At 75.3% G+C, this 17,328-nt stretch carries 4 protein-coding genes and 2 pseudogenes; 5 read left to right on the top strand and 1 reads right to left on the bottom strand.

The features are described from left to right. A pseudogene (locus ACFW1A_RS25795) lies at positions 1 to 641 on the top strand (hypothetical protein); the annotation flags it as partial. Further along, on the top strand, positions 638 to 3,310 hold the full coding sequence (locus ACFW1A_RS25790) for a right-handed parallel beta-helix repeat-containing protein (RefSeq protein ID WP_380412378.1): 2,673 nt from the start codon (positions 638 to 640) through the stop codon (positions 3,308 to 3,310). The pseudogene ACFW1A_RS25795 and the gene ACFW1A_RS25790, both read left to right, overlap by 4 nt. 46 nt (positions 3,311 to 3,356) lie before the next feature. Here the strand turns inward: ACFW1A_RS25790 and ACFW1A_RS25785 are convergent, their stop codons facing one another. Continuing rightward, positions 3,357 to 3,992: a hypothetical protein gene (locus ACFW1A_RS25785; protein WP_380412375.1), complete on the bottom strand. Its 636-nt coding sequence runs from the start codon at positions 3,990 to 3,992 to the stop codon at positions 3,357 to 3,359. A gap of 206 nt (positions 3,993 to 4,198) precedes the next feature. Here ACFW1A_RS25785 and ACFW1A_RS25780 point away from each other — a divergent pair, with 206 nt between their 5' ends. The 3 genes and pseudogenes from ACFW1A_RS25780 to ACFW1A_RS25770 all read left to right on the top strand — a co-directional run. Beyond that, positions 4,199 to 4,519, top strand: a complete 321-nt coding sequence (locus tag ACFW1A_RS25780) for a WXG100 family type VII secretion target (RefSeq protein ID WP_380412372.1) — start codon at positions 4,199 to 4,201, stop codon at positions 4,517 to 4,519. A 16-nt stretch (positions 4,520 to 4,535) separates the two neighbouring features. Next, positions 4,536 to 5,012 (top strand): WXG100 family type VII secretion target, encoded by a 477-nt coding sequence (locus tag ACFW1A_RS25775; RefSeq protein WP_380412369.1) that lies wholly within the window; start codon positions 4,536 to 4,538, stop codon positions 5,010 to 5,012. 42 nt (positions 5,013 to 5,054) lie between these two features. Further along, positions 5,055 to 17,328: pseudogene (locus tag ACFW1A_RS25770) on the top strand (hypothetical protein); the annotation flags it as partial.

Below are 17,328 nucleotides of genomic sequence, written 5' to 3'. Positions count from 1 at the left end.
CCGGCGGGCAGCCGGCCGCGGCCGGCCAGCCCGGCGGCGCCCCGGCCGGCCCTCCCGCCGGCGGCGGGCAGCCGGCAGCCTCCGCACCCGCGCCGGCCAAGCGCGGCTACACCGCGGTGGCGGGCCCGAGCTGCTCCGACGGCACCACCGACTTCCAGGGCCACGACGCCGACTACGGCGCGGGAACGGCCGGCTGGCTCAAGTCCGGCACCGGCGGCTACACCGGGGACGGCTGCGCTGCCGGCTACGTCTCGGAGCCGATGTCCGGCAGCTCCAGCACCTACGACAAGTCGCAGGGCGGGCTCTGGCACTTCGACTTCAGCCGGCAGTTCGGCGCGGCCTCCTGCCGGCTGTCGGTCTACGTGCCGAACAACCCGGACATCACCTACGTCGGCGGCAACCCGACCCACTACTACGTCTTCGGCCTGGCCTACGACTACAGCATGGCGCCCACGCCGATCGGCCAGTTCGACGTCTCCCAGGTGGCCAACCGCGGCCGCTGGGTGGACGGCGGCTCGTACACCGTCACGTCCGGCCACCTCACCCTGAAGATGGTCAACACCGGCGTCGACTACACCTCCAGCACCTCGCACGCGCACCACGCGGCCTCCGCCGTGCGGCTGACCTGCACCTCCGGATGACCGGCCGGCCGCTGCGGGTCTCGCCCCGGGGCTGGGGCGCCCACCACACCATCGGCGCCGCGGTGCGGGCCGCCGGGCCGGGCGCCGTGGTCTCGGTGCAGCCCGGCAGCTACACCGAGAACCTGGTGCTGGACCGGGAGATCACCCTGGTCGCCGAGAAGGGACCCGGCACGGTCGAACTGGTCGCGCTGCGCGGCACCGCGCTGACCGTGCAGGCGGGCGGCGAGGTCCGCGGACTGACGGTCCGCGGCGGCGACCCCGACCGTCCGGCGGTGGCGGTGACCGGCGGCGCGGTGCTGCTCGCGGAGTGCGAGGTGACCGGCGGCCGGCTGGCGGTGAGCGGCGCGGCCGCACCGGTACTGCGGGACTGCGCGCTGCGCGAGCCCGGCGCGATCGGCCTGCACCTGGCCGGGGACAGCCGGGCCGTGGTCGAGCGCGGCTCGGTGACCGGCTCGACCGCGGTGGCCGTGCTGGCCGAACAGGGCGCGGACCCGGTGGTGGCCGGGCTGCGGGTGGCGCCGGCCGGCGGCAGCGCGCTGCTGCTGCGCGGCTCCGCCCGCGGCAGCTGGACCGGTTGCGAGTTCGGCGGTGCCGACGGTCCGATCGCGCGGATCGAGGAGGAGGCCCGGCCGCTGCTGCGCTCCTGCCGGCTGACCGACGGTCGGGCCGGCGGACTGCTGGTCACCGCCGGCCCGGCGGCGGAGCCGACCGCCGAGGAGGGCGCGGCCGACGCGGCCGGCGCGGGCGTGCACCTCGTCGACTGCGAGGTCTCCGGCACCGCGGGCAGCGGGGTGCAGGCCGGTGAGCGGGCCGTGCTGCTGCTGCGCGAGTGCCGGATCGCCGACACCGGGCACGCCGGCCTGCTGGCCGGCGGCGAGGCCCGGGTGCGGCTGCTCGACTGCACGGTGCGCGACACCGCCGACAGTGCGCTGGCCGCCACCGGCACCGCCCGGCTGGAGCTGCGCCGCAGCAGTGTCCAGCGGTCCGCCGCCAACGGCCTGTTCGCCAGCGGCGGGACCGCGGTGGTGCTGGCCGACTGCTCGCTGACCGAGACCGCGTTCACCACGGTGCACCTGGCCGGCACCGCGCGCGCCGAGCTCACCGGCTGCACGCTGCGGGACACCCCGCAGCACGGCGTCCGGGTCACCGAGCGGGCGCTGCTGGAGATCCGGGAGAGCTCCGTGGAGCGCGCCGCGCTGAGCGGGATCACCGTCGAGGAGGGCGACCTGACGGCCCGCCGGGTGACGGTCACCGACTGCGGCACCGGCTTCGCACTGAGCGGGCCGCACCGGCCGCTGGTGGAGGAGTGCGAGGTCGACGGCTGCACCGGGACCGGGCTGCGGATCGGCGAGGACAGCGGTGCGCTCGTGGTGGACACCCGGATCCGGGGCACCCGCGCGGCGGGCGTGCTGATCGGCGAACGGGCCGCACCCTGGCTGAGCGACTGCGAGATCGGCGACACCGAGGGCAGCGGGCTGGTGGTCCGGGCGGGCGCCCGGCCCCGGCTGCGCGCCGTCACGGTGGCCCGCACCGGCAAGAACGGCGTCTACCTCGGGGAGGGGGCGCACGGCACGCTGACCGACTGCGCGATCAGCGCCACCGGATTCCCCGCCGTCTACGTCGGCCCCGGGGCGGACCCGGTGCTGCGCGGCTGCCTGATCCACGACACCGAGGAGGACCTCAAGCTGGCCGAGGGCGCGGCCGCGGTCTTCGAGCAGTGCCGGGTGGCCGACGTGCGGATCGAGCAGCTGCCGCAGGAGGGCCGCGGCACCGACCGGCCCGCGGCGGTGCCCGCGGTGCGCACCACCGGGGCCGGCCCCGCCTTCGGCACCGGGGAGGCGGCCGGGCCGGCCGAGTCGTTGGAGCAGTTGCTGGACGAACTGCGGGCCCTGATCGGCCTGGAGCGGGTCAAGCACGACGTCTCCACCCTGGTCAACGTGATGCAGATGGTGCGCCGGCGCACCGAGGCGGGCCTGCCGCCGCCACCGCTCTCCCGCCACCTGGTCTTCGCGGGCAACAGCGGGACCGGCAAGACCACGGTGGCCCGGCTGTACGGGAAGATCCTGGCCGCGCTCGGGCTGCTGAGCCGCGGCCACCTGGTGGAGACCGACCGCGGCGACCTGGTCGGCGAGTACATCGGCCACACCGCCCCGAAGACCACGGCCGTCTTCCGCCGGGCGCTGGGCGGGGTGCTGTTCATCGACGAGGCGTACGCGCTGGTCCCGGTCGGCCAGGGCAGCGACTTCGGCCTGGAGGCGATCGCCACCCTGGTCAAGCTGATGGAGGACCACCGGGACGACGTGGTGGTGATCGTGGCCGGGTACCCGGACGAGATGGCGCGGTTCGTCGACGCCAACCCGGGCCTGGCCTCCCGGTTCGCCCGGACCCTGGTCTTCGACGACTACGGGTCCGCCGAGCTGGTGCGGATCGTGCAGGCCCAGGCCCGCGACCACCGGTACGAGCTGACCGGGCCGACCGCGCAGGTCCTGGCCGAGTACTTCGAGGCGCTCGGGCGGGACGAGCGGTTCGGCAACGGGCGCACGGCCCGTCAGCTGTTCCAGCGGATGACGGAGCGGCACGCCCGCCGGGTCGCGGCGCTGGCCGAGCCCACCACCGAGGACCTGGTGACCCTGCTGCCGGCGGACGTGCCGGAGCCGGAGGCGGTCTGACCCGCCGTCGGCCCCTGCCCCGCCGGGGGTAGGGGCCGACGGCGGGTCAGGTGGTGACCGGCGGGGGCGGCGGGTCGGGGAAGAACGAGCCGCGGTCGGCGTGCGCGTAGAGCTGACCGGCCCGGTTGAGCAGGGCGGTGAACTGCCCGACGCTCTCGATCGCGTCGGCGATCTGCCGCAGCACCTCGCTCATCGTCGGGTCCATCGCCCGGGCGTACTCGTTGGCGGCCTGCTGGACCGGCCCGTCGGCCTCCATGGTGTCCGGCCGCACCGTCTGGTAGCCGTCGCGGGTGCCGATGGGCGGGTGCTCGACCCGCTTCATCGCGTGCTGGCCCCAGATCGAGCCGCCGTCGATGGCGGACCGGCACAGCTCCTTGAGCTGCATGTAGCCGGCCACCGAGGTGCGGGCCCGGCCCAGGATCCCGTTCTCGGTCTCCCAGACCGAGCCGAGGTCGACGGCGAGCGCCGGGTGGTGCCGGTGGCCACCACTGCCGGAACCGGTGGAGTCGGCGAAGTTGCCGGTGATGTCCGGGGGTTGGGACCAGATCACCTGCAGGTACGGGTCGGCGGACCAGGACGGTGTGCGACTCGGGTCGCCGGAGTTGTCGTCGCCGCTCTGCGGGCCGTCGCGCGCGTCGTCCCGGGGCGGGCCGTGGACGGCGTTGTGGGGCGTGCTGGCCACGTGTCCTCCGCGGGCGAGCCTGGGGCGGGATCGGATCGTGCCCCATCCTGGTGGGCGCGCGCGGGGCGGGGGCAGGTCCCCGTTCGGGGACACCCGGGGCCTCGGGAAAAGGGGAATGTCCCGGCGCCGGGCGGCCGCCTAGGCTCGCCGGCGGATCCGCCGAACGGAGCGGACCGCAGGCCGGGGAGCGCGGGGGAGGGGGCCTGGTGGCCGAGCAGAAGCAGATCACACCGGCCGAGTTCAAGGTCGACGTCGAGCAGTTGGGCGAGGCGATCCAGATCGTCGGCGGGCGGCGGGACGACATCAGGCTCAAGGTCGAGGCCATCGACAGCGCCTTCAAGGCGGCCGAGGGCTACTGGCGCAGCCCGGCCGGCAGCTCCTTCGCCACCTTCCAGGCCGAGTTCGACCGGACCATGCAGAGCCTCGACGAGCTGCTGGACGAGATGGTCCGGCGGATGACCGCGGCCCACGACCAGTACGTCGAGATCGAGCAGGTCAACACCGCCAACTTCGACAAGCACCCGTAGCCAGGACGGAGTTCCCGTGATCACGCCAGCCCCCGCCGTCTACGCCGGCGCCGGCTCCGGAACCACCATCGCGGTGGACCCCGAACTCCTGGTGAACCTCGGCAAGCAGGTGCTGGGCATGCTGGAGGGCATCGGCGCCGACGTGGCCGGCATCTTCACCACGCTCGGGGACCTCGAACTCGGCTGGGCCGGCCAGACCGCCGACGAGGCCAAGGAGTTCTTCGACCGGCTCGACGCCTGCCTGACCGCGCTGTACGGCAGGGCCGGCGACGCGGACAGCGCGAAGACCAGCCTGGTGGGCCGGGTGGCCGCCGCGCTGGACATCGCCGGCAACAACTACCTGGCCGCCGAGGACGCGATCGTGGACCTCTTCTACTTCACCGGCTCGGTCTCCGACACCGCGATCTGGGACTCGCACAACGGCAAGGGCGGTGGCGGCGGTGACACCGCGATCACCGACCCCGGCTTCACCGCCATCGGCGAGACCTACTGACCCTCCCGGCCGCCCCCGGCCGTCCGCAAGGTGGACCCTGCGTTGAGCGAGTACAACCCGACCTTCGACGTCAGCCCGATCTACGACCTGGGCAACGCGTGGATCGACTTCAGCGACCGGCTGTGGGAGCAGTTCGGCGCGATGGACGGGCTGGTGCACGGGGTGCGCTGGACCGGCGACGCCAGCACGGTCATGCAGAACACCTGGAACGACCTGCGCTCGCTGCAGCTGACCCCGGCGGTGGACGCCGCCCGGGAGATCGGCAACCACATCAACGCCTACGGCGACTACATCGTCGACCTGATGGACAAGGAGAAGCGGCAGGCCGAGGCCTCCTCGCTGGCCGAGCTGATCGGGGCGATCCTGTCGATCCCGCTGATGTTCCTGCCGGGCCTGGGCGAGCTGCTGGGGGCGGCGCTGGGCGCGATCCTGCCCGAGGTCATCATGAGCATCATCGGGGAGCTCGGCGCGATGCTCAGCGCCGCGCTGCCCGAAGCACTGGCATTCGCGGGGAACATCGCGATCGAGGCCGGACTGCAGGCCGGCCTGCAGCTGGCCGTCGACGTCGCCTCGCAGGCCATCGGGGACGCGGTGTACGCCGTCCCCAACGACTTCAACAGCGTCGACTTCTGGAAGGGCGAAGCGCTCAGCATGGGACTGGCCGGCGGGCTGCCGGTCCTGGCGCACCTGCCCGGGGCGCTCAAGCCGCTGGCCAAGGGCCTGGGCGACAAGCCGTTCTTCCACGGGGACACCGTGCCGGTCAACGGCGGCGGCCAGCTCGGCGACGCCGGGGCGGGGGTGCACGCGCCGCCGGAGGTGGCGCCGGTGAACCCGGTGAACGCGCCGGTGACCGAGATCGGCGGGATCGGCGGCAACCCGCTGGGCCGGCCCGGGGTCGACCTCGGACACGAGATCGCCGCGCCGCTGACCGGGCCGCCGACCGGGATCGACCGGCCGGTGCCGGGCGGGCCGGGCGAGGTGGCGCCGAAGGGGCCGGACGGGCCCGGCGAGGTGCCGGTGCGGGGCGGCGGCGAGCAGCCGGCGGGCACCGGGCTGCCGGATCCGGGCAACCGGTGGACCGGCGCACGGTCGGAGGCACCGAGCGGCGGGACCGGCGGACTGGGCGGGCCGGAGACGTCCGCGCTCGGCAGCCACCAGCCCGGGCGCACCGTGGGGAGCGAGGAGGGCTCGGTCCGGGTGGCCGACCCGGTGACCGACTCCGGGGCGGGGGCGCTGAACTCGGGCAGCACCGGGCACCCGGCGCAGGCCGGCGGGCGCGGTGCGGGGGAGCAGCAGGCCGAAGCCGCGGGGGCCGCGGGCCAGGGCGGCACGCCCGCGCCGGCCCGGCTGGACACCGACCCGTCCACCGGCCGGCCGGCGCCGGCCAGCCGCCCCGGCCCGGGGTCCGGGCCGGGTGCGCGCCCGGGCAGCGACCTCACGAATCCCGCCGGGCGCCCGGGCGACGGACCGGCGGTCACCAACGCCGGGGACCGTGCCGGTGACGGCCCCTCGGTGGCCCGGCCCGGTGGCGAGCCGGGGCCGGGCCGGACCAGTGCGCCGGCCGAGGCCGAGGCGCCGGGCGGGCGGACCGGCGGGCCGGACACGTCGGCCGACGCCGCCCCGGTGCGCACCGACGGCGCCGGGGGCTCGGACGCGGCCGTGGCCGGCGGCAAGGGCTCCGGCACGGTCGGGCGCAGCACCGGCGAGCCGCTCGCCGTCAAACCCGCGCAGTCCAAGCCGGTCGGGGCGACCTCCGAGAAGGCGGCCGGCTCCCTCCAGCACCCCGGCGACGGCTCCGCGGGCTCCGGCGGGGACGCGGGCCACCCCGGCGACGCGTCCCACCGGCCGGCCGTGCGGCAACCGGACCCGCCCACCGACCCGCTGCACCGGAGCGACTCCGGCTCCGGCTCCGGCACCGGGGACGGCGACGGCCACGGCGGTCGCGGTGGCGGCGACGGCCGCCGCGACCCGTTCGGCGGCGACCCCGACAAGAGCCGCGCCTTCGAGCGGAAGACCGGCAGGCTGACCGCCGACTACGAGCAGAAGCTCACGCTGGAGGAGAAGTACCGGGACGCCCGCGACCGGTTCCGGCAGAAGTTCGACCAGTCGGTCAAGGGCTCGCGCCGCCTGCAGAAGCTCGATGCGCCCACCCGCGAGAAGGTCTTCGACCGCGCCGAGCAGGACCTGCGGGCGACCTTCGAGCGGGACCCGAAGGGGATCGACCAGCAGGTCGACAAGCTGGCCAAGACCTTCCCGGGCCGCGCCGAGAAGGAGGCGGCCCATCAGAAGTGGGTCGGGACGGTGGACGGCAAGGTGGCGGACGCGGAGCGGAGGTGGCGCGCCGACGGGCGCTCGGACGAGGCCGTCCGCAGCGCCGCGGCCGCCTACCGGGCCGAGCTCGACCACGCCTTCGACACCGCCTACCGCCCGCTGGACGAGCGCCCGTTCACCCGGGTCGACGCCGGGGACGCGCTCGACCTGCACGTCCACGCGATCGACCACGACCTGTCCGGCCGCGGCCGGTTCCACGAGCACGCCACCGAACTGCTCGCGGACAGCTCCGGGCACCTGGGCCGGCTGGTCGAGAAGTGGCGCACCGCGCACCCGGAGTGGTCCGACACCGAGATCAGGCAGGCCCACGACACCGCCCAGCAGGACCTGCGCGACACCTTCCGCCGGGCCTTCGACGAGGAGTTGGGCAAGCTGCGGGAGAAGCCGCACACCGACCCGGCCGCCGAGGCCAGGGCGAGGGCGGACGCGCTGTGGAACGTCCGCAAGGACTGGGGCGGGACCGAGCGCGGGCTGACCGACCGGCTCACCGACGCGCTGGACCACGCCCAGGAGCTGCGCGACTTCCGTCCCGAGGCGGACCGGCTGCTGCACCGCCCCGAGTTGGACTCGGTGCTGCAAGGCCGCCCGACCTCGCCGGACACCCGCAACGCCGCGTTGGCCACCGTCCTGGAGGACGCCGGGGACGGACTGCGCGCGGGGGACTTCGGCGCGCACCTGGACCAGCTGAGGGAGGGGCTGCCCGGGCGCTACGCCTTCGAGGAGGGCGCCGGGCGCAAGGTCGCCGACGCGCTGCACACCGTGCAGGACTGGAAGCCCGCCGACGGCCACCCGCCCGCGCCGGAGACCACCGCCCTGGTCGGCGGGCAGGCCCTGGCGCAGATCGACCGGGCGCTCACCCGGGCCCGCAACGGCCTGCGGGACGCCGGCCACACCGCGGACGCCGTGGACCGGGCGCTCGGCGAGCTGGACGCCGAGCTGCGCGGCATCACCGACGCGCTGCCCGACCTGCACGCGGCCGCCGAGAAGTTGCCGAAGGTGGCCGCGGACTCGCGCTCGGCCTGGCAGCAGCTGATCGACCGGCACCCCGGCCTCGGCAAGCAGGCCGGTGACCTGGAGCGCCAGTTCCACCGGGACTGGATCGGCGGCTTCGACGAGGTGGCCACCGGCGGCCGGCTCGACGCGGTGGACTGGCTGGAGCACCACGGCCCGCACCCCGCGCCGCAGCCCGGGACCGCCGAACTGCTGCACGCCGGCGAGCAGCGGCTGATCGACCACACCGGCACCCTGCTCGGCCTGGCCGAGCGGCGCAACTGGGACCTGGCCGGGCTGGGGCAGAAGGTGGACGACGCCTACGCCCGGTGGGAGCACGACACCTGGGGCGAGTTGGACGGACCGGCCGTCGAGCAGGTCGCCGCGCAGCTGGAGAAGGACCTGCGGGAGGACTTCCGGACCCTGACCGGCGGCCGTGACCTGAGCGAGCTGACGGACCATCAGCTCGCGGCCCTGCACAAGGACTGGGCCGCCGCGGTGGACGAGCGGCTGGCCCGGCTGCCGGACGAGTTCCACCGCCGGGCCGACCTGGCCGAGTTCCGGAACGCGGCCGACAAGGCGGTCGACCAGGGCGCGCCCACCCCCGAGCACGCGGCCCTGCTCAAGGAGCAGTTGCCCACCGAACTGGACGGCCCCGGCCGGACGGCACCGGAGTACGCGGCCTTCGCCGACTCGCTGCCGGGCCGGGTCCAGTACGCGGACGACGTGCTGCGCCACACCGACCAGCTGCTGGACCACCTCGCCGACGGGGACCGGCTGCGGCCGCAGCTCGCCGAGGAGTTGGCCAAGGCGTACGAGAGCCCGAGCGGATTCAAGGAGTACGAGGCCGAGCGGTCGGCCGCCCAGGACTCGCTGCGCGGGGCGAGCGTGCGGCTGCAGGCGGCCCTCACCTTCGACCGGGAGCTGCTGCCCGGGGCACGCGCCGCGCTGGAGGTCCGCGGTCGTGGCACCTCGCAGTCCGCGCTGGACGAGGCCGGGCAGAGCCTGGAGCAGGACCTCAAGGAGGCCGTCGGCAGGAGCCTGGCCGCGGACGGCTACCGGCACCTCCCCGCGGCCACCGACCCGGGCGTGGGCGCGCTGCTCGACCCGAAGGCGCTGGACAGCCGGCTGCGCTTCCACCAGGACCTGGCGGACACCCTCGGCGCGATGCGGGACACCGTGGCGCGCAAGGGCGGTTGGCAACTGGACGACGAGGCGCTGACCCGGGTCGGCGACGAGTACGCCGACCGGATCAGGGAGTTGGCGGACCTGCACCTGGGCGGCGCGAAGTCCGGTGAGCACCCGCTGGTGAACGGTCCGCTGGACCCGCGGGCACTGGCCTTCCGCAAGGACGTGGACCGGTTGCTCGGCGGGCTGGACCGCAGGATCGACCACGAGCTCGACCTGGAGGGCGCGCTGTGGCGCGGCGGCCAGGCGTTCGGGCGGCACTTCGGCGGGCCGGGCAGCTTCGGGATCGACCCGGCCGACCCGGCGAGCGGATTCGGCGAGGAGGTGGCGGCCTTCCGGCACGACTGGATCGAACTGCACGACAGGGCCGCGGGCGGCAGCCCGGACCTGGCGAAGTGGCTCGCGCACGAGCGGGGCAGCGGGGACGTGTTCGGGAGGGCGGCCGACGACGCGGGGCGTCGGGTGCCGCCGCCGGCGATGCCTCCCCCGCTCGAACGCCCGGTGCCCGTGGGCCCGCTGCCCGAGCCTTCGCCGCCCGTGCACCCGCTGCCCGAGCACCCGGCCGGCGGCCCGGAGGTCGGCGAGATCCTCAGCAAGGTGCTCGACACCGTGCCCGGGTCCGGCTCCGTCGGCCGGATCTTCGACCACGAACTGGAGCTCACCCGCTTCGACCCGGCCAAGCCCGAGTTCGCCCACCTGCACACCGTCGACCCGGTCCGGACCGAGTTCACCGGCGCCGACATCCACTCCTTCGAGCGGACCCCCTGGGCCCCCGGCACCCCGCTCTACACCGCGGTGGTGCACGGCGGCGAGGACCTCACCGTCACGGTCACCACCAGTACGGCGGGCAGGGTCAAGCTCGGCGGCTCCGGGTTCGGCGGCGTGCTGGCGCGCCGCCCCAGTCTCGCGCAGCTCGGTGCGCAGGCCGAGATCCTGCTGCCCGCCTGCCGGGCGGGCCTGACCGGCGCCGACGGGATCGCGGTCGGCCAGGCGGTGGCCGATCGGACCGGCCTGGTGGTCTGGGCCCCCACGACCGACGTGGTGGTCTCCGACGACCTGGGCCGGGCGAGCTTCGGCCTGTTGCCCGACGCCGACGGGAACCGGGGCCGCTGGGTGAAGTTCCTGCCCAAGGGCGTGCCGAGCAGCGCACCGCCGGTGTCCGTGCCGGCCGAGCAGGGCCTCGCGGGCGCGTTCCGCGGCACCGTGATGACCGCGACCGGGACCGCCGCCCGGTCGCCCGAGGTCTACCGGGACCAGCTCTCCGTCCAGGGAGTCGCCTACCAGGCGCTCACCGTGCCGGGCGACGGCGACTGCCTGTTCACCTCGGTGCTGACCGGCGCGCACCACCAACTCGGCTCCTGGCCGCACGAGTCACTCGACGTGCCGGGCCTGCGCGCGCACGTCTCCGACTGGCTGCGCGGGCCGCGGGGCGCCGCCGTCCGGGCCCGGCTGGACGCCCCGAACCGGCCGGTGCTGGAGACCCTGCTCGCCGATCTGACGGACCATCAGCTCTGGCAGGTGGGCGGTCTGCCGGGGCCGCTGCCAGGGGGGACCGACTGGCAGGCGCAACTGCGCGACGACCTGCGCGACACCCTGGCGGCGCCGTTCACCGGGACGGCGGCCGGCGGCGACCAGCAGAACGCCGCCGCGCTCTCGGACCAGGTCTGGCGCCGGGTGCTGTCGGTCCGCCCCGAGTACGGTCAGGTGCCGCAGCTGGACCCGGCCGCGCTGCACGCGATGACCACCAGCGCGATGGTCGAGCTGGCGGTCCGCCACCGGCCGCTGTGGAACACCGCGTTCTTCGACGAGGTGCCGCTGGTCACCACCGAGTCGCTGGACCTGAACCTGGGCGTGCTCGACGACCACGGCACGGTGGTGCTGCACAGTGCGGTGGCCGGTCGGTCCACCGTGCACCTGTACCGGGACGGTGGGCAGTTCGGCGGCGCGCACTTCTCGGCGCTGCGGCCGGTGGTGGCGCCCGCCGCGGTGGCGACGGGCACGTCCGCCACTCCGGCGGCCGAGGCGAAGGCCGAGGCCAAGGCTCCCGCGAAGTCCTCGCCGCTGGTGCCGATCCCGTTCGGCCCGCACGAGTTGCTCGACCTGGCCGTCGTCGGCGACCCGGTGCACGTGCGCGACGAACTCGCCGGGGCCGGCGGCCTGGCCGACACCGACCCGCTGTACACCTGGCTCTCCGACCCGCACCGGGTGCTGGCCGACTACCGGGCCGACCGCCGGACACCGCAGCTCGGCGCGGTCCGCCGGCTGGTGGTCGCGCACCTGGCGGACTGGACCGGCCGGGCGGACCCGGCCCGGTTCGCCGGTGTCCAGCCGGCCGGCCTGAGCACCGCGGCCCAGTACGCCGACGCGGTCCGCGACTGGGAGCACGGCTACGACCGCGAGGACCTGCCGTTCTTCGGTGCGGTGCTGGCCGACGGCCTGGGGCTGCACGTCGAGGTGCACGCCGAGGGCGGGGCGTTGCGCGGCAGTGTGGGTACCCCCGGTGCCCGGCCGGTCAAGGCGGTGCTGCAGGACACGGACGCCGGGCAGGACCAGCTCAGCCTGCCCGGCCAGGCCGGCCCGCTCGCGCCGCCCACCCGGATCACCGCGTTCGGCCAGCTCGGCGCCGGCGACCGGGTGCTGCCGCCGACCGGTGCCCAGGACGCGGTGGTCCAGGGCCTGTTGCCGCAGCTGTCCGGCATCCTGACGCCCGATCAGCTGGTCGAGGCCGAGGGCCAGCTGTCCACCGGGCTGAGCCTGGCCGCCCTCCAGCCGCGGCTGTCCGGGATGACGCGCGGCGACGCGCTGCCCGTCCCGCTGGACGTCGGCGGCTGGCGCGGGGACGTTCTGGTGACGGCCACGGTGGTCAGGGCGACCACCGTGGACACCTTCAAGAAGCTGGAGTTCGAGGACGGCAGCGACTCGTACGCGACCGCCGGCTCGTTCGTGGAGGGCCGGACCCGGATCGGCGCGGGCATCATGCTGCGCGGCAGGGCGACCGCCGAGACCACGCTGACCGGCCAGCTCGGCGCCACCAAGGACCACCTGAACAGCAGCGTGGTCTCGTCCAGCGGCCGGATGTTCAGCCGCGGCAAGACCCCCGAGCCGGCCCTGGTGCTGGACACCCTGATCCGGCTGGACTTCGACTTCTCCCAGGTGAGGAGCGGCGACCGGCGGATGCCGGTCACCGCCGCGACCGGCCCGCGGGCGAGCAGTGCCCGCGTCACCGTCCCGGTGCAGGTCGCGGTGCCCACCGCGGAGGCGCCGTTCGCACCGCCGCCGGCCAAGCAGGTGCACTACCGGCCCCCGGCCCGGGTGGAGCAGACCTTGGCGCTGGGCGGCTCCGACATCGTCCGCGACCTGTTCGCGCTGGACCCGAACGGCGTGCGGTCCGGCCGGGGGGTCCGGGCGCTGCTCGGCGATCCCGGCACGGCCGACTCGCTGGAGGCCTTCGGCCGGGAGGAGTTCGGCTCCGACTGGGCCGAGGTGAAGCAGGAGTTCCTCAGCCAGGTCGACCTGCTGAGCCTGCAGACCGACCTCAAGTCGATGATGGCCGGCGACCCGATGGAGGTGCTGCTCTCGGGCGACCGCGGGAGCATCCTGATCTCGGCCCACGTCGCCGAGATGGCGCAGCACCGTACCACCGAGCAGACCGAGTTCAACACCGGCACCGACGCGATCCGCAGCTACACCGCCAACGAGACCGACAGCCTCAGCGCCCAACTGCCTTTCTCCGCGACGGAGAACCCGATCGCCGAAGCCCCGCTGCGCGGCACCGAGGCGGTCGGTGCGCAGCTCGGACGGGACAGCACCACGATCGAGCAGACCACGCTGCGCGAGGGCACCGGTGTCAAGACCAAGGTCCCGGGCGTGGTGTTCGACGGCAGCGCCGTGCTGACCTTCCGTCACCTGGTCGGCCAGGACTTCAGCACGACCCGGGGTCGGGCCACCGCCAGGGTCGGCTTCTCGGTCCTGGTCGAGGCCGCCGACGCGCAGCCGGTGCAGACCCCGCAGCGGTTCACCGCGCCGGTGGGCAGCACCGGACCGCACCTGCTCGAAGCTCCCGAGCTGGCCCCCGAATCCACCGCCCACCGGCCCGGCCCGGAGGTCTGGGGCCTGCAGCCCGGCGGCGCGCCGGGCCTGCCGGAGAACGCCGTGGTCTACGACGTCTACGTCGGACCGCAACCGGCCCGGACCCCCGGCACCCGCCCGCAGCCGAGCCTGCAGAGCCTGCTCGGCGGGCTGGGCCGGCGGTTCTTCGGTGCCTCCTGGTCCGAGGTCCGCCCGTCCGTGCGCAGCACCTTCGGCCGCGAGCGGATGGCGGCCTGGCTGCCCTCGATGACCCGTGGCCTGCCGGTGCAGAGCCCGCTGCTGGCCCGCCCGCTGCACGGGGACGCACGGGCCAAGGCGACCGCCCAGGTGCAGCAGCTCGAGTACCTGCGGGTGATCGACAAGGCCGAACTGAACCTGACCAACGAGGCCGTGCGCAGCAGCGCGGCCCGGGGGGCGCACTGGCACTCGGTCAACGGCCAGCTGCAGGGCGGCTACCAGCGGGACCTGCCGGACGCCGGTGCGCTGGGCATCCCGCTGGTCGGCGGCGGCTACGCGCACCGGCACCGGGAGGGCTCGCGCGCCGCCGAGAGCAGCAGCACGGTCGCGGCCGGCAAGTTCGCCGAGCCGATGGTGCTCTTCCTGGCCACCGCGCGGGTGGACCTGAGCATCGAGGAGCAGAACGAGCCGGCCGGTGCGGCGCACGGGCAGGGCGAGGTCCGCTTCGTGGTCGCGGTGCCCAAGGCGATGACCCAGAAGTACACCACCACGGACGCGGCGCCGGCCAAGCAGGTGTTCACCCGAGCCGAGGCCGAAGCGGCCGCCGCCGCGGCCGCCGCCGTCACGGCCCCGGTGCCGCAGCCGCTGCTGGTGCAGCCGCCGGAGCGGGTCACCCGGAACCAGCAGCTCGGCGCCTCCGACGTGGTGACCGCCTTCGGCGACCCGCTGGCGGTGATCACGGCGCTGCGGACCGCGCTCGCGCCGACCTTCGAGGACCACTGGGGCAAGATCGAGGCGGACCTGCTGCCGTTCTTCGACTCGATCGCCCTCAAGCCGCAGGTCGCCGCGCTGACCGGGGACAAGACCTGGGGCACCTCGGTGTCCGCCAACGGCGTCACCGCCGAGATCACCGTCACCCGGGCCACCGCCGCCGTGACGGAGTACCAGAAGACCGTCAAGGACTTCGAGTTCGAGGTCGGCACCGAATCCTCCAGCACCGCCGGCGAGATGGCCGACGACCTGTCGACCCGGACCTTCCAGGCCGGCGCCGCAGTGAAGGTCCCGCACGTCAACCTCGCCGTCAACCACGCCCGGAACAAGGACACGCTGACCGGCGGCAGCCTCGACTCGGCGGCCAACGCCGTCTCCAAGTCCAAGACGGTCGAGCCGGCCGCGCTCTTCAAGGGCGACCTGACCTTCACGGTCGAGGTCGGGCTCACCCACCCGCTCGGCATCCCGGGCGGCGTCCGGACGGTGCGGGTGACCACCGGGGCGCAGTTCGCCTTCCCGCTGCGCGACCTGCCGATCGACCCGGCGACCGGTCAGAAGCCGGCGCCGACCCAGTACTACGGCCCGCCGCCGCGGATCGCCAGGTCGCTGGTGCTCGGCGCCACCGACATCGTGCTCACCGTGCAGCCGCCGACCGTCACCGGGCCGGCCCCGGCCACCGCGACCGCCGCGGTGCTCGACCAGCTGGACGGGACGGGCGCGTACGTCTTCGGCTCCCCCGGGGCCTGGGCGAAGGCGAAGGCGAGCCTGGGCAAGAAGTTCACCGTCGGCGCGCTGCAGCCGAGGATGAAGTCGCTGATGGCCGGTCAGCCCTGGGTGGTCGCGCTGAAGGGCGGCGGCAGCGTCACCGTGACCGCGCGGATCCAGCAGCTGGCGCACTCCGCGAACACCAAGGCCACCGAGTTCAACACCGGCGGCACCACCGCGGTCTCCAGCGTGGCGACCGACGGCGAGGCGACCCGGACCACCGGGGCCACCCGGGCGACCAGCCTCCAGGTGGTGGCGACCTCGGACCCGTTGGGCGTGCTGCCCGCCGCCCTGGTCGCGGGCGGCACCGTCAGCCACGTGGCCGGCCAGGACCGCACGGCCGAGGCGGCCAGCGCCGCCCGGACCGGTCTCGGCACCAAGAGCAAGGTCCCCGGCAGCGTCTACGACGGTGTCGCGGTGCTCGACTTCGAGTTCCGCCGCCCCTGGCGGCCGTGGGGCCGCAAGGTCGACCAGCGGATCCCGGTGCAGACCCCGCAGGTGCAGCACCGGCTGGACCGGCTGCAGGCGAAGATCGACGCCCTGGTCGGGCAGCCCGGCACCGAGGCCGAGGTCGCCGCGCTGCGCCGGCAGTACGACGCTAAGGTCGCCGAGACCACCGACCGGATCCGGGCCGCGGCCCGGGCCAGGACGGCCGGGCCGACCACCGCGCCGATGACCGTCAAGGGCTTCGGCGTGCACGAGCACGCCTTCGGCTACGCGCAGGTCGCCTTCCAGGCGCTGGTGGAGACCGCCGACGCGGTGAAGGTGGACGACGCGGCCGCCGCCACCCTGACGGCGGGTCAGCAGCCCACGGGTGACCAGCGGGCGCTGGCGGCCCTCGACCTGGCCCGGCCGCGCCAGCTCCAGGTGCCGCCGCAGGCGATCTGGGACCGGGGACTGGCCGCCAACCACCCGGTCCGCGACCTGCCGGACGTCGGGTCGCTGCGCACGCTGCTGGACGCCGGCGGGCGGAAGGCGTACGGCAGCGCCTGGGACCGCAAGGGCGCGGGCGGCAGGAAGCGCTCGGACCTGGTGGCGGACGCGTTCAGCAGGGAGAAGCTGTGGGCCAACCTGTCCGGGCTGACCGCCGGCGGCGAACTGCGCAGCGCGCCGTTCTCCGTGCTCGGCAGCACGGCCTGGGTCTCGGTCACCGCGAAGGTGGTCGACCTGGCCTTCGACCGGGAGGAGAAGGGGGCCGAGGTGGCGCTGGCCGGCGAGACCACGGCGCGCCGCACCGAGCGGCACCTGTTCTCCCGGCACGGCCAGTTCACCGGCCAGCTCGGTGCCGAGTTCTCCAAGCTGCCCGGCAGGTTCGCCGCGATCGTCACCTTCGGCGGCGGTTACCGCAAGCGGCGCGGCGGCGAGCAGGCGGCCGGTGGCCGGGCGATCGCGAGCTCGAAGATCCCGATCCCGCTGGTGCACTTCGACGGGCACGTGGAGTTCGCGTTCACCTTCCACCACGGGACCGGGGCGCGGGCCGAGGCGGCGGCCGCGGCCGGGAGCCTGGCGGGCGTGGTGCCGTTCGCGGTGTCGGTCCCGAAGGCGGAGGTCACCGAGCAGGTGAAGGGGGACGGGCGGACCGTCTTCACCGAGGCGGCGCCGCGCGGCGAACAGTGGGGGACCGCCGTCGTCCTGCCGGTGGTGACGGTGACCCCGCCGACCGGCGCGCCGGCCACGACCGTGGCGACCGCGCCGCCGGTGACCGCGGGCTCGGCGGATTCGCTGGCGGTGCCGTCGACCCCGGTGGTCCGGCCGCCCGTCACGGTGGCGCCGGTCACCGAGTCGGTGCCCGGGTTCCTGGTGACCACGATCGAGATCGAGGAGGAGGACGACCGGTCGGTCGGCACGGTCGGGGCGCACCCGCCGGCCCGCCTGGAGGCGGACCCGGCGGCGCTGACCGCGCCCCGGCCGGGGCACCGGGCCGTCCCCACCGTGGTGGTGACGCCGCCGCAGGAGGTCCCCACCGTGGTGGTGACGCCGCCGCAGGAGGTCCCCAGTGTGGTGG

Origin of the sequence: Kitasatospora sp. NPDC058965 (genome assembly GCF_042741245.1) — a bacterium.
In the GTDB taxonomy this organism is placed as follows: Bacteria; Actinomycetota; Actinomycetes; order Streptomycetales; family Streptomycetaceae; genus Kitasatospora.
The sequence above is the reverse complement of the archived record's forward strand: the minus strand, read 5'-3'. Positions and strand labels throughout refer to the sequence as shown.

Coding starts and splice junctions, on each gene's coding strand:
- ACFW1A_RS25790 (WP_380412378.1), top strand. CDS start 638: ATGACCGGCCGGCCGCTGCGGGTCTCGCCCCGGGGCTGGGGCGCCCAC.